This is a genomic window from Kluyvera sp. STS39-E (genome assembly GCF_040932435.1).
Classification (GTDB): Bacteria; Pseudomonadota; Gammaproteobacteria; order Enterobacterales; family Enterobacteriaceae; genus Kluyvera.
Genome location: NZ_JBFQGA010000004.1, coordinates 25,883 through 38,927, shown reverse-complemented (window position 1 = coordinate 38,927; position 13,045 = coordinate 25,883). Strand labels below are relative to the sequence as shown.

The following is a 13,045-nucleotide window of genomic DNA, read 5'->3' as shown; positions in this document are numbered from 1 at the left end:
CGATCACTCCATCATTTTCTCAATTGGCAGCACCAGAATTGAGCTGGCGCCGAGGGCTTTGAGTTTTTCCATGGTTTCCCAGAACAGGGTTTCGCTGCTCACCATATGCATCGCCACGCGCTGCTGATCGCCCGCCAGCGGCAGAATGGTTGGGCGTTCGGCGCCCGGCAGCAGGGCAATCACTTCGTCCAGACGCTCGGTTGGTGCATGCATCATGATGTATTTGGATTCGCGAGCCTGAATGACGCCCTGAATACGAGTTAACAGACGATCAACCAGCTGTTGTTTCGCGTCGCTCATTTCACCGTCGCGCTGGATAAGGCAAGCTTTGGAGCGGAACATCACTTCCACTTCGCGCAGACCGTTAGCTTCGAGAGTGGCACCGGTGGAAACCAGGTCGCAAATAGCATCGGCCAGACCGGCGCGCGGAGCGACTTCAACAGAGCCATTCAGCAAGCAGGATTTGAATGAAATACCTTTCTGGTCGAGGTAACGTTTAAGCAGGTGCGGGTAAGAGGTGGCGATGCGTTTGCCGTCAAGCGCGGCCGGGCCGTTCCACGTTTCATCGGCCGGAGTGGCCAGTGACAGGCGGCAGCCGCCGAAGTCCAGACGACGCAGGGTAAAGTAGCGCGGGTCTTCACCCTGCGCACGGCGGCTGAGCAGCTCTTCTTCAAGCACGTTCTCGCCGATGATGCCGAGGTCAACGACGCCATCCATAATCAAGCCAGGGATATCGTCATCACGCACGCGCAGAATATCAATCGGCATGTTTTCTGCCATCGCAATCAGGCGCTGCGTGTGGAGATTGATTTTGATGCCACAACGGGCCAGTAATTCGCGTGAATCATCGCTCAGGCGGCCAGATTTCTGAATAGCTATGCGTAAACGGCTGTTATCTAACATTCTGTATCCCTCATTACCCTGCTGAATTTGGTTCAAAAAAAAGCCCCCGGAAGATGATCTTCCGGGGGCTCTCTTGCGTTCTTGCACCACTGGAAGATCTGAATGTCTCCCAGCACACATCGCCTGAAAGACTAGTCAGGGTGATGGTGATGATGGTGGTGTTTAAATTGAACGCGGCTCATAAAATTCTCGTTGAATGACTATGCATTTGATGTCTTTTAACCTAAACCACTTTCGTCGTTGAAGGCAAGCGCTTTTTTCATTCATTAAATCAATTCATGTTGCCACTATAAATTGTCAGTTTTGACACGGTGGCGTAGCCTTAGTAAGAGGAGTGCGGCAAGAATCAGGAGAGAGCGCAATGAAGAAAGTGGCAATTGTCGGTTTAGGGTGGCTCGGTATGCCGTTGGCGCTGTCATTGATGGCGCGAGGGTGGCAGGTTACCGGCAGCAAAACGACGCAAGATGGTGTGGAGGCTGCGCGCATGTGCGGCATTGAAAGCTATCCACTGCGGCTCGACCCACAGCTGGTGTGCGAAACGGACGATCTTGATGCCTTAATGAATGTCGATGCGCTGGTGATAACGTTACCTGCTCGCCGTAGCGGCGAAGGTGAGGATTTTTATCGCCAGGCGGTGCAGGAAATTGTCGACTCCGCGCTGGCACACCATATTCCCCGTATCATCTTTACTAGCTCGACCTCGGTCTACGGTAAAGACGAAGGGACTGTAAAAGAGACTACGCTGCGAGAACCTGTTACCGCCAGCGGCACGGTGCTTAAGGAACTGGAGGACTGGCTGCACCAGTTGCCAGGGACGTCGGTCGATATTTTGCGTCTGGCGGGGCTGGTGGGGCCGGGGCGTCATCCCGGGCGCTTCTTTGCCGGGAAATCCGCGCCGGACGGTCAGCATGGCGTTAACCTAGTGCATCTTGAAGATGTCATTTCCGCTATTACTTTGCTACTTCAGGCACCTAAAGGCGGGCACATCTATAACATCTGTGCCCCAGAGCACCCTGAACGGCGCATTTTTTACCCACAAATGGCGCGAGATCTGGGTCTGGCGGTGCCGCTGTTTAGCGATAGCGGCACAGGACAGGGCAAAATTATTGACGGCAGTCGTATCTGTCGCGAGCTGGGTTTTGAGTATCAATTTCCTGACCCGTTGCGTATGCCTATGGAGTAAAGGGTCTTTGTTTTAGCAAATAGTGCTATTGATAACGCTGATGATTTAATGGTTGCCTGTTTATCAGCCAGTTAGATGAATAGATGTATCAGGAGTACTCTCATTCGCTTGTGTTTTTGCTTCCGTTTGGTGCAAAATATGCCGAATGTAAAAAATGAAGTAACCGACGTGGTTTCCGCGTTGGTTATTTTTTTTTACATCAAAACAATCATCCAATAAAAGAGGCCGGGCTTAGTACCGGATAGATATTTACTTAAAAAACGACAGTTGTTGTCGCTGAGGAAACAGAAAAAAAATGGGGCAATTTTTCTTTTTTGCGCCGGCCGTCGCCGTAATGGAGACTGACCGTGTCAAATAACGTTACTCCAAACACCTCTCGCGTGGAATTGCGTAAAACGCTTACGTTGATTCCGGTTGTTATGATGGGCTTGGCCTATATGCAGCCGATGACGCTGTTTGATACGTTCGGTATCGTATCTGGCCTCACAGACGGTCACGTCGCAACGGCTTATGCCTTTGCGTTGATCGCTATTCTTTTTACTGCGTTGAGTTACGGCAAGCTGGTTCGCCGTTTCCCGTCCGCAGGCTCCGCGTATACCTACGCGCAGAAATCCATTAGTCCGGTAGTTGGCTTTATGGTGGGCTGGTCGTCGCTGCTGGACTATCTGTTCATGCCGATGATCAACATTCTGCTGGCAAAAATTTACTTTGAAGCGCTGATGCCTTCCGTTCCGTCATGGATCTTCGTGGTTGCACTGGTCGGGTTTATGACCGTCTCCAACCTGCGCAGCATCAAGGCGGTGGCGAACTTCAACACCCTGATTGTGGTTCTGCAGATGGGTATCGTGGCGGTGATCGTCGGCCTTATCATCTATGGCATCATGCATGGTGAAGGCGCCGGTACGCTGACCAGCACACGTCCATTCTGGTCTGAAGGCGCACACGTGGTGCCGATGATTACCGGTGCGACGATTCTGTGCTTCTCGTTCCTTGGCTTTGACGGCATCTCTTCTTTGTCTGAAGAGACCAAAGATGCAGAGCGCGTGATCCCGCGTGCGATTTTCCTGACTGCGCTGATTGGCGGCATGATCTTCATCGGTGCCTCTTATTTCCTGCAGCTGTATTTCCCGGATATCTCTCGCTTTAAAGATCCGGATGCATCACAGCCGGAAATCATGCTGTACGTTGCCGGTAAGACTTTCCAGTGGGGCGTGCTGATTTTCTCCAGCGTCACCGTTCTGGCTTCCGGTATGGCGGCGCATGCGGGCGTTTCTCGTCTGATGTACGTAATGGGTCGCGATGGCGTATTCCCAACCAGCTTCTTTGGTTACGTTCATCCGAAATGGCGTACTCCGGCATTCAACGTGCTGTTGGTAGGTGCTATTGCCCTGCTGGCGATCAAGTTTGACCTGGTGACGGCAACCGCGCTGATTAACTTCGGTGCGCTGGTGGCATTTACCTTCGTCAACTTGTCCGTTATCTCTCAGTTCTGGATCCGTGAGAAACGTAACAAGACGCTGAAAGATCACATCAACTATCTGGTTCTGCCAACCTGTGGCGCGCTGACCGTAGGTGCACTGTGGGTTAACTTGGAGCAAAGCTCCATGGTACTGGGCCTGATTTGGGGCACCATCGGCTTGGTATACCTGGCCTGTGTGACCAAGCGTTTCCGTAACCCGGTTCCGCAGTACGAAGATATCGCGTAATCCTTGCGGATAGCGCAGAGAAACCGGGGGCTTAGGCCTTCGGTTTTTTTTTGCCTTAATTTTCTGGGTAATTAAAAAATGATGATTAATAACCATCGGGAATAATATAGAGCTTTTGGTTATTGGAGACAGCGGGGCGGCTCGGGAATAATTTCACGACTAATAATTCTGGGTTAATTGATTCTTATGTTGCACATGATAATAAGCGGCGTGGTTTGCGGCGCACTGCTGGGGTTTGTTATGCAGCGCGGTCGCTTCTGCCTGACGGGCGGCTTCCGTGATATGTACATCACCAAAAACAACCGCATGTTTTACGCGCTGCTGATTGCTATCTGTATCCAGAGCGTCGGCGTATTTGCGCTGATCCAGCTCGGCGTCGTGCAATACAACGCGGGCGTGTTCCCGTGGCTGGGCACCGTCGTCGGGGGCTTCGTATTCGGTATCGGGATTGTCTATGCGGGCGGTTGCGCTACCGGCACTTGGTATCGCGCTGGCGAAGGTCTGATTGGTAGCTGGATTGCGCTGGTGACTTACATGGTGATGAGCGCGGTGATGCGTTCACCGCACGCCGCCGGGCTGAATAAGTTCTTAGGCGAGCACAGCACCGCGCACAACGGTATCGCTGAGACGCTGAATATCTCCGTCTGGCCGATGATTGCTCTGCTGGTGCTTGCAACCATCTGGCTGGCTAGAAAAGAACTCAGCAAGCCGAAGCTGAAAGTGGCGTCATTGCCACCGCGCCGTACTGGCCTTGCGCATGTGCTGTTTGAAAAACGCTGGCATCCGTTTGTGACTGCGGCGTTGATTGGTCTCATTGCGCTGCTGGCCTGGCCGCTGAGTGAAGCCACCGGCCGTATGTTTGGCCTCGGCATCACCTCTCCAACCGCCAATATTCTGCAGTTCCTCGTCGGAGGTGACAGCAAATATCTCAACTGGGGCGTGTTCCTCGTGCTGGGTATTTTCATCGGTTCATTTATCGCAGCGAAGGGCAGCCGTGAGTTTCGTGTTCGTGCAGCAGATGCCAGCACGACGCTACGCAGCGCCGGCGGTGGCGTATTGATGGGCTTTGGCGCCAGCATCGCGGGTGGTTGCTCTATCGGCAATGGTCTGGTGATGACGGCGATGATGACCTGGCAGGGCTGGATTGGTCTCGTATTTATGATCCTCGGCGTGTGGAGCGCGTCGTGGATGTTGTATGTTCGCCCGCAGCGGAAGGCAAAACTGAAATCCGCAACGGCTTAAGGAGCTTAAAATGGTTGTGAAAAAACTCGATGTCGTAACGCAGGTTTGTCCGTTCCCGTTAATTGAAGCTAAAGCGGCAATGGCTGATCTGGCTAGCGGTGACCAGTTGGTTATCGAATTCGACTGTACGCAGGCGACGGAAGCGATTCCTCAGTGGGCGGCGGAAGAGGGCTTCATTGTGACGGACTATCAGCAGTCCGGAGATGCGGCTTGGACCATCACGGTTCAAAAGTAATTACAGAGTAGGCCCGATAAGCATAGCGCTATCGGGCATCTGCGCCGTACTGCCCGATGACGCTATGCTTATCGGGCATACCAATATTTGCTTAGACTATTTCCTGCGCATACTGATAGAGCGCTTTTAGCAGCGACAGCTTCTCGTTGTTCCCTTCGTATTGCCCATACAGCATCTCCAATTCCTGCGCATAGGCCTGTAAGAATTCTGGTGTAAAGATCTGCCGACGGTGCTCTAGCCAGCGCTGTTGTTCGCTTTCATCTAGCGTGCCGGGGAAGTTACGGGCTCGATAGTTAAACAGCAGTTTCTCTATGCGTTTATCGGCAAAGGTAATATCCAGTGCCGGCAGGTTACGTGGCTCGGTCTCCAGTACAATCTTCATTGCCGCTCTGTCGGCATCGCTGAAGAAACCGTTATAGAGCTGGGCATCGACATTTTCAGACGGCACAAACGGCTCCGCTTCGGCAAAAATCGCCACCACTTTTTCACGCACGACTGGGTTATCACGCAGCAGCTTTAAGTTATCAAGGCACCGCTGGCGGTTAATCCCCAGACGGTCGGCATCTTCCGGACGCAAGGTATTGGCCTGTGCCAGCACCGGACATTTATTGAGATGCACCAGTTTTATCGGCACCGGGGAAATGTCGCCAAGCTCGGCCTTCGGGGTATAGAGCCGTTCACGTAGCGTATCGACATCCAGTTCGAGGAGTGGCGTAACGTCACCGGCAAGATCGACCATGATAACCGCGTTGCGATTATCGGGATGCCACGCCAGCGGTGCGACCCAACTGGTGTTCCCTCGCCATGCGCCAAACATGCCGGAAACGTGCACCAGTGGTTTCATCTGCGGCACATCGATAAGCGTCATCAATTTATTCTTGCCACGATAGGCATAGAGGTAATCGAACAGTTTCGGTTGCTGGCTTTTCACCAGCTTCGCCATGGCGATGGTGGCATACACATCGGCCATGGCATCGTGGGCATTGCTGTGTTCAATGCCATTCGCCTTGGTCAAATGCTCTAAACGGAAGCTCGGCAGGCCATCGTCGTTTTCTGGCCAGGCAATCCCTTCCGGACGCAGGGCATAGCAGGCACGCATGACGTCCAGCAGATCCCAGCGTGAATTACGGTTTTGCCAGCTCCACGCATAAGGGTCGTAAAAATTACGATAGAAGATGTTACGCGTGACTTCATCATCGAAGCGGACATTGTTGTAGCCCACCACGCAGGTTCCCGGCACGGTGAAAATATCATGGATGCGCTTGGCGAAGGCGGCTTCGTTCTCGCCTTTGCTGCGCGCTTCCTGCGGCGTGATGCCGGTAATCAATACGGCTTCTGGCTGTGGGAGATAGTCATCCGCCGGTTTGCAGTAAAAGACCTCAGGTTCGCCAATAATATTGAAGTCGTTATCGGTTCGAATGGCGGCGAACTGCGCGGGGCGGTCTAGAGAAGGGCTGGTTCCGAAGGTTTCGTAGTCGTGAAACAGGAATCCCGGCGCGCTGGAAGTCTCTTGCATGGCGTTAATGGTGTCCGTGTGTGGCGTTTAACGCCCATGGTAAACGATTTGGCTGGGTATCAGAAGGGCAGTCATAGGATCTGGAATCCCTACCGCAGAGCGTTTTTTCGTGCGCAATTAGATACATGTCATATTTTCTTGCAATTTAAGCATGCCAGAAAGCACGAACTTCCGTAAAAAGGACGGCGAAATTGTGATTGTTGAGGATTTACCGTTGAAAGCCCGTTTTCTTATTGCCGTCTCTTTACTTGCTTCGAGCGTTTCGTGTGCATTTGCAAATCAATCCGCGATCCCTCCTGTGACCCCTCCAGCTATTCAGGCCGGTTCTTGGGTATTAATGGATTACACCACCGGGCAGATTTTAACCTCAGGTAACGAACACCAACAGCGTAACCCTGCCAGCCTGACCAAGCTGATGACCGGCTACGTGGTTGACCGTGCTATCGATAGCCATCACATCACGCCGGACGATATGGTCACCGTGGGCCGTGATGCCTGGGCCGCAGGTAACCCGGTATTTAACGGGTCATCGCTAATGTTTCTTAAAGCCGGCGACCGCCTGACGGTGCGTGACCTTAGCCGAGGGCTTATCGTTGACTCCGGTAACGATGCCTGCGTAGCTCTGGCGGACTATGTTGCCGGCGGCCAGCCGCAGTTCGTCAAAATGATGAACCACTATGTAGAAACGCTAAACCTACGCGATACGCATTTCGAAACCGTTCATGGTCTGGACGCTCCGGGCCAACACAGCTCAGCTTATGACCTTGCCGTGCTCTCACGTGCCATCATCCACGGCGAGCCGGAGTTTTATCATATGTATAGCGAAAAGAGTCTGACGTGGAACGGGATCACCCAGCAAAACCGTAACGGTCTACTGTGGGAAAAAAGCATGAATATCGACGGCCTAAAAACCGGTCACACTTCCGGTGCGGGCTTTAATCTAATCGCCTCGGCGGTTGACGGACAGCGCCGCTTGATTGCTGTGGTGATGGGAGCGGACAGCGCCAAGGGTCGTGAAGACCAGGCGCGCAAGTTGCTGCACTGGGGCCAGCAAAACTTCGACACCGTGCAGATCCTGAAAAATGGGAAGCAGGTAGGGACTGAACGTATCTGGTATGGCGATAAAGAGAAAATCGCGCTAGGGACCGATCAGGATTTCTGGCTGGCGTTGCCGAAGGCTGAAGTGTCGAACATCAAGGCCAAGTATGTGCTCGATAAAAAGGAGTTGGATGCACCGATTGCCGCCCATCAGCGGGTAGGGGAGATTCAGCTTCTTGATGGCGACAAAGTGGTCGCGCAGTGGCCGCTGGTGACGTTGGAAAGCGTTGGCAAAGGTGGGATGTTCTCGCGCTTGAGTGACTATTTACATCATAAGGCATGATGGAAAGCGCGCCGCTTATGGGGGAATGCTAGCTAGTATAAGGAAAAGGCGGTTGGGTTCAGTACCCGGTTGCGCTCCTTTTAGCGTTCAGCCATATAAAACGAACGGATGCTGGGAGCGCGCAAGGGGCGGCCAATCGCCGCCGCCCCCTGCACCCCCAGGCTCTGGCGGCAAAATCGCCGCTACGCGGTGCCCTCAACTTATCCCTTCCGGCTTTCGGGTCGGGCGCGAGGCAAAATCCCTGTAAAACCGCGCCCTCAGCCCACATCCCTGTGGGCTGCCCCGGCCTTCAGGGAACGCTTCGGCGATTTAGACGCCACTCACACCGCTGCGGTATTTGAGCTAGCTGAAGCAAACAACGTTGCTGGAACCGATGAGTTTCTGCTCGATCTTAGCTGACTGGCATTAGCCCTTTGGCACATTTTTATTGCTGTGGTGGTCGCCTGCCGGAGCAGGTACAATTTGCCCTTTAGTTTTGTCGGAGAATGGGTGTGCGCCCGGATAAGTCCCTCAGCCCTTTTGAAATTCGCTTATATCGCAATTATCGTACCGTGCACGGTGCGCGGATTGCGCTGGCTTTCGTTCTGACTTTTCTCATTGTCCGACTACTCCATATCCCGGAAGGGTCGTGGCCGCTCATCACGCTGGTGGTGGTGATGGGTCCGATCTCTTTTTGGGGCAACGTCGTGCCGCGCGCCTTTCAGCGTATTGGCGGCACGGTCTTGGGCTCGGCGCTGGGCCTGATTGCGTTGAAGTTGGAGCTTATCTCTCTGCCGCTGATGCTGATGTGGTGTGCCGGGGCGATGTTCCTTTGCGGCTGGCTGGCACTGGGCAAAAAACCGTATCAGGCGCTGCTGATTGGTATCACCTTAGGCGTGGTGGTGGGTGCACCACCGGGGGATATGACCACCGCACTGTGGCGAAGCGGCGATGTGATTTTTGGTTGTCTGCTCGCCATGCTGTTTACCGGGATCTGGCCGCAGCGGGCATTCATCCACTGGCGTATTCAAATGGCCAGTTTTGTCACTCAATTCAATCGTATCTATCAGGCGGGTCTTTCACCGAATCTTATCGAACGCCCGCGTCTGGAAAAGCACCTGCAAAAGGTGCTTAACGATGTGGTGAAAATGCGCGGTCTGATAACCCCTGCAAGCAAAGAAACCCATATTCACAAGGGTATTTTCGAAGCGATTCAGACGGTGAGCCGTAACCTGGTTTGTATGCTGGAACTGCAGATCAACGCTCACTGGGCTACGCGTCCGAGCCACTTGTTGATGCTAAACGCCCAGACGCTGCGGGAAACTCAGATGATGACTCAGCAAACGCTGCTCGCCATTGCTCACGCATTATATGAAGGTAATCCGCAGCCGATTAAGGCTAACAGTGAAAAGCTTAACGATATTGCGGCAGAGTTACGCCAACTGGTGAATGAGTATAAGGGTGAGAATCTGTCGGAAACCCCTATTCACGGCTACGTTTGGTTAAGCATGGAGTTGGCGCGTCAGTTGGAATTGCTGTCGAGCCTGATGTGCCGTGCATTGCGTAAATAAAAGGCAGATGCGCGCCCATTTACGTCTGGTTGTTTCGATTCAGCCAAATTTAGAGTTATGATGAACCCAAAGCAAAAATGCGTGTTTGCTACAACGTTGCTACGCAAAATCATTCAGGTTGAAGGGCATATCAGTAATGTGTACCTTATCGTGTAGCCGTTGTTTTAACGAATCCGAGTATCAACTATCAGGGGTATAAAAATGGAAACCACGAAACCTTCGTTTCAGGACGTACTGGAGTTCGTACGTTTGTTCCGTCGTAAGAACAAGCTGCAACGTGAAATTCAGGACGTTGAGAAAAAGATCCGTGACAACCAGAAACGTGTTCTGCTGCTGGACAACCTCAGCGACTACATTAAGCCTGGCATGAGCGTAGAAGCGATTCAGGGCATCATCGCCAGCATGAAGGGCGACTATGAAGATCGCGTTGATGACTACATCATCAAAAATGCTGAGCTGTCGAAAGAACGTCGCGACATCTCTAAAAAACTCAAAGTGATGGGCGAGCAGAAAGGCGAGTAACCGTCATTAGCGGGTGGTGACGCAGTTGCCACCCGACCTTCCAGAACGTCCTTCCACAATCAAGCGACATTGCGAACCATGCAGCAACATCAGGAAACGCAATCATGATACTGGTGACCGGCGGCGCGCGCAGCGGAAAGAGCCGTCACGCAGAATCGTTAATCAGCCATTCTCCCCGGGTTCTTTATATTGCCACCTCGCAAATTTTTGATGCCGAGATGGCCGAACGTATCCAGCACCATCGTGACGGTCGTCCTGCACATTGGCAGACCGAAGAGCGCTGGCAAAATCTTGCCGATATCATCACGCCACAAAACTCTCCCCAAGAGGCGATTTTGCTGGAGTGCATCACCACGCTTATCACCAATATCCTGTTTGCCTCTGGCAATGACGAGGAGATTGAACGCTGGGATTTTTCCGCGCTAGAAAAGCAGGTGGATACCGAGATTGACGCACTGATCGCGGCCTGCAAGCTTTGCCCGTCACCCATCGTGCTGGTGACCAATGAGGTGGGTATGGGCATTGTGCCCGAGAATCGTTTAGCCCGGCATTTTCGCGATATTGCTGGACGAGTGAACCAAAAGCTGGCGCAGGCGGCGGATGAAGTCTGGCTGGTGGTATCAGGGATAGGAGTCAAAATAAAATGAGTCGACTGTTTTTTGCCACACTTTCGTTTATGAGCCGCCTGCCGGTGCCACAGCGCTGGTCACAGGGGCTGGATCTCGATCGCTACGTGAGCGGCGTTATCACCTTTCCGGTTATTGGCCTGCTGCTGGGGGCGATTAGCGGGTTGGTCTTTATGGTCGTGCAAGCCTGGTGCGGTATTCCGCTGGCTGCGTTCTTCGCCGTGCTGGCGCTGGCGCTGCTGACCGGCGGTTTTCACCTCGATGGCCTCGCGGACACCTGCGACGGCATTTTCTCGGCGCGTCGCCGCGAGAAGATGTTGGAAATTATGCGTGACAGCCGTCTTGGCACCCACGGCGGGTTGGCGTTGATTTTTGTTCTACTGGCAAAAGTGCTGACGATGAGCGAGTTGGCTTTGCGTGATACGCCAATGCTGGCGGCCATCGCGGCGACCTGTATTGCCGGACGCTCGGCGTCGGTGCTGCTGATGTATCGCCATCGCTATGCGCGTGAAGAGGGACTGGGCAATCTGTTTATCGGTAAAATCACCTTTCGCCAGACCTGGCTGACTTTAGTGATTGGTGGCGCGCTGATCGCTGCGCTGCTCGGGATGCACGGCCTGCGTGCGTTGCTGGTGGCGCTGGTTGGCGTCTTTATTATTGGTCAGCTTCTCAAGCGCACACTGGGCGGACAGACCGGTGATACGCTGGGTGCCGGTATTGAACTGGGTGAAGTGATTTTCTTGCTGGCGCTTTTGTAAGCCAGTTAACAACGAACGGATAATATAAGAATGCAAACACTGGCTTCACTACTGGCGGCTATTCCTGAAATGGATAGCGCTGCGATGGCACAGGCGCAGCAGCATATTGATGGTTTACTTAAACCGACGGGCAGCCTTGGGCGACTAGAGTCGCTGGCTATCCAACTTGCGGGAATGCCGGGGCTGCATGGCGTGCCTCAGGTGGATAACAAAGCCATCCTCGTGATGTGCGCCGACCACGGCGTCTGGCACGAAGGGGTGGCGGTGTCACCACAGGTGGTTACCGCCATTCAGGCTGCTAATATGACCCGGCATAATACCGGTGTTTGTGTGCTGGCGGCGCAGGCGGGCGCGCAGGTTCACGTGATTGATGTCGGTATTGATGCCGATCCGATTCCTGGCCTCATCGACATGAAAGTCGCGCGTGGCAGTGCGAATATTGCTAAAACGGCAGCGATGACCGTAGATCAGGCGCAGTCACTGCTGCTGGCGACAATGAACTATACCCGCAGCCTTGCCGAGCAGGGCGTGACGCTGTTTGGTGTCGGTGAGCTTGGAATGGCCAATACTACGCCAGCCGCCGCTGTAGTCAGTGTGCTGACCGGCAATGACCCGGAAGCGGTTGTCGGGATAGGTGCCAACCTGCCACACTCTCAGTTGCACAATAAGGTGGATGTTGTACGCCGCGCCATCGCGTTGAATCAGCCCAACGCTAACGATGGTCTTGATGTTTTGACTAAAGTGGGTGGGTTCGATCTGCTCGGTATGACCGGCGTGATGCTTGGTGCGGCGTCCTGCGGCCTACCGGTTGTGCTTGATGGCTTCCTCTCCTACGCGTCTGCGCTGGCGGCCTGCCGAATTGCGCCTGGCGTCAAACCTTATCTCATCCCATCGCACTTCTCGGCAGAGAAGGGCGCACGTATTGCGCTTGAGCATTTGGAGTTGGTGCCTTACCTGAACATGGACATGCGTCTAGGGGAAGGGAGCGGGGCGGCGATGGCAATGCATATTGTGGAATCCGCATGCGCTATGCATAACCGTATGGGGACGCTGGCGGGGAGTAATATCGTACTGCCGGTGTGAATACCAATGGCCGGGTGAAAATGCCTGGCCAGTGAAAACGCTGAATATGAATGCCCGGAATGGGAAGCGTCTGGAGCATGTACCTGAGAGTATTGTCAACGAAGTGCGGGCGAGACTGGAAGCTATTCTGAACTGACGGTTTTGAGGCGTCTTTAGGTTAACGCGGTAAAGCAAAAATCCTGCTTAAGTTTCCTTAAGCAGGCTTTTCTAATATGGCTCCTCTGACTGGACTCGAACCAGTGACATACGGATTAACAGTCCGCCGTTCTACCGACTGAACTACAGAGGAATCGGTGTGGAGTCGTATCTTAGCGGCGAAAAATTTTTTGTCAAACACCAA

Annotated in this window: 13 protein-coding genes, 1 tRNA gene, 1 pseudogene and 1 other annotated feature; of the genes and pseudogenes, 11 read left to right on the top strand and 4 right to left on the bottom strand. The window is 53.5% G+C overall.

Translation table 11 applies throughout. The features are described from left to right. Positions 1–3: 3 nt before the first annotated feature. Complete coding sequence (hisG, locus tag AB4K05_RS09615; protein WP_368479762.1) at positions 4–903, bottom strand: ATP phosphoribosyltransferase; 900 nt, start codon at positions 901–903, stop codon at positions 4–6. A 34-nt stretch (positions 904–937) separates the two neighbouring features. Beyond that, positions 938–1,059 (bottom strand) — a sequence feature (His leader region). Then, positions 1,035–1,085, bottom strand: coding sequence for a his operon leader peptide (gene hisL, locus AB4K05_RS09610; protein ID WP_071594744.1), 51 nt, complete (start codon positions 1,083–1,085; stop codon positions 1,035–1,037). It overlaps the preceding feature by 25 nt. A 179-nt stretch (positions 1,086–1,264) precedes the next feature. Here hisL and AB4K05_RS09605 point away from each other — a divergent pair, with 179 nt between their 5' ends. From AB4K05_RS09605 to tsuB, 4 genes are all read left to right on the top strand, one after another. Then, positions 1,265–2,086, top strand: a complete 822-nt coding sequence (locus AB4K05_RS09605; protein WP_368479761.1) for an SDR family oxidoreductase — start codon at positions 1,265–1,267, stop codon at positions 2,084–2,086. Between the two features lie 347 nt (positions 2,087–2,433). Continuing rightward, positions 2,434–3,792: an APC family permease gene (locus AB4K05_RS09600; protein ID WP_368479760.1), complete on the top strand. Its 1,359-nt coding sequence runs from the start codon at positions 2,434–2,436 to the stop codon at positions 3,790–3,792. A 186-nt stretch (positions 3,793–3,978) separates the two neighbouring features. Next, entirely contained in the window at positions 3,979–5,034 is a 1,056-nt protein-coding gene (gene tsuA, locus AB4K05_RS09595; protein ID WP_368479759.1) for a thiosulfate utilization transporter TsuA/YeeE, read from the top strand. Between the two features lie 10 nt (positions 5,035–5,044). Beyond that, complete coding sequence (gene tsuB / locus AB4K05_RS09590) at positions 5,045–5,269, top strand: thiosulfate utilization sulfurtransferase TsuB/YeeD (RefSeq protein ID WP_368479758.1); 225 nt, start codon at positions 5,045–5,047, stop codon at positions 5,267–5,269. Positions 5,270–5,360: 91 nt separating this feature from the next. On the opposite strand, the gene sbcB is transcribed toward tsuB, so the two are convergent. After that, on the bottom strand, positions 5,361–6,785 hold the full coding sequence (sbcB, locus tag AB4K05_RS09585) for an exodeoxyribonuclease I (RefSeq protein ID WP_368479757.1): 1,425 nt from the start codon (positions 6,783–6,785) through the stop codon (positions 5,361–5,363). A 214-nt stretch (positions 6,786–6,999) separates the two neighbouring features. On the opposite strand from sbcB, the gene dacD reads away from it, so the two are divergent. The 7 genes and pseudogenes from dacD to AB4K05_RS09550 form a co-directional block, all read left to right on the top strand. Further along, on the top strand, positions 7,000–8,166 hold the full coding sequence (gene dacD, locus AB4K05_RS09580) for a serine-type D-Ala-D-Ala carboxypeptidase DacD (protein WP_368480149.1): 1,167 nt from the start codon (positions 7,000–7,002) through the stop codon (positions 8,164–8,166). Between the two features lie 491 nt (positions 8,167–8,657). Continuing rightward, positions 8,658–9,716, top strand: coding sequence for an FUSC family protein (locus tag AB4K05_RS09575; protein WP_368479756.1), 1,059 nt, complete (start codon positions 8,658–8,660; stop codon positions 9,714–9,716). 201 nt (positions 9,717–9,917) lie between these two features. Then, positions 9,918–10,238, top strand: a complete 321-nt coding sequence (locus AB4K05_RS09570) for a DUF496 family protein (RefSeq protein WP_035894853.1) — start codon at positions 9,918–9,920, stop codon at positions 10,236–10,238. Positions 10,239–10,339: 101 nt separating this feature from the next. Continuing rightward, positions 10,340–10,885, top strand: coding sequence for a bifunctional adenosylcobinamide kinase/adenosylcobinamide-phosphate guanylyltransferase (gene cobU / locus AB4K05_RS09565; RefSeq protein ID WP_368480148.1), 546 nt, complete (start codon positions 10,340–10,342; stop codon positions 10,883–10,885). Further along, on the top strand, positions 10,882–11,622 hold the full coding sequence (gene cobS / locus AB4K05_RS09560; RefSeq protein WP_368479755.1) for an adenosylcobinamide-GDP ribazoletransferase: 741 nt from the start codon (positions 10,882–10,884) through the stop codon (positions 11,620–11,622). Before cobU ends, cobS begins: the two co-directional genes overlap by 4 nt. 30 nt (positions 11,623–11,652) lie before the next feature. Then, positions 11,653–12,705 carry a nicotinate-nucleotide--dimethylbenzimidazole phosphoribosyltransferase gene (gene cobT / locus AB4K05_RS09555; RefSeq protein WP_368479754.1) on the top strand — a complete coding sequence of 351 codons (1,053 nt, stop codon included), beginning with the start codon at positions 11,653–11,655 and terminating at the stop codon, positions 12,703–12,705. A gap of 34 nt (positions 12,706–12,739) precedes the next feature. Further along, positions 12,740–12,841: pseudogene (locus AB4K05_RS09550) on the top strand (type II toxin-antitoxin system PemK/MazF family toxin); the annotation flags it as partial. Between the two features lie 77 nt (positions 12,842–12,918). Here AB4K05_RS09550 and AB4K05_RS09545 read toward each other — a convergent pair. Then, positions 12,919–12,994, bottom strand: a tRNA-Asn gene (locus AB4K05_RS09545). Positions 12,995–13,045: the final 51 nt, after the last annotated feature.

Coding starts and splice junctions, on each gene's coding strand:
- hisG (WP_368479762.1), bottom strand. CDS start 903: ATGTTAGATAACAGCCGTTTACGCATAGCTATTCAGAAATCTGGCCGC.
- AB4K05_RS09605 (WP_368479761.1), top strand. CDS start 1,265: ATGAAGAAAGTGGCAATTGTCGGTTTAGGGTGGCTCGGTATGCCGTTG.
- tsuA (WP_368479759.1), top strand. CDS start 3,979: ATGTTGCACATGATAATAAGCGGCGTGGTTTGCGGCGCACTGCTGGGG.
- tsuB (WP_368479758.1), top strand. CDS start 5,045: ATGGTTGTGAAAAAACTCGATGTCGTAACGCAGGTTTGTCCGTTCCCG.
- sbcB (WP_368479757.1), bottom strand. CDS start 6,785: ATGCAAGAGACTTCCAGCGCGCCGGGATTCCTGTTTCACGACTACGAA.
- AB4K05_RS09570 (WP_035894853.1), top strand. CDS start 9,918: ATGGAAACCACGAAACCTTCGTTTCAGGACGTACTGGAGTTCGTACGT.
- cobS (WP_368479755.1), top strand. CDS start 10,882: ATGAGTCGACTGTTTTTTGCCACACTTTCGTTTATGAGCCGCCTGCCG.
- cobT (WP_368479754.1), top strand. CDS start 11,653: ATGCAAACACTGGCTTCACTACTGGCGGCTATTCCTGAAATGGATAGC.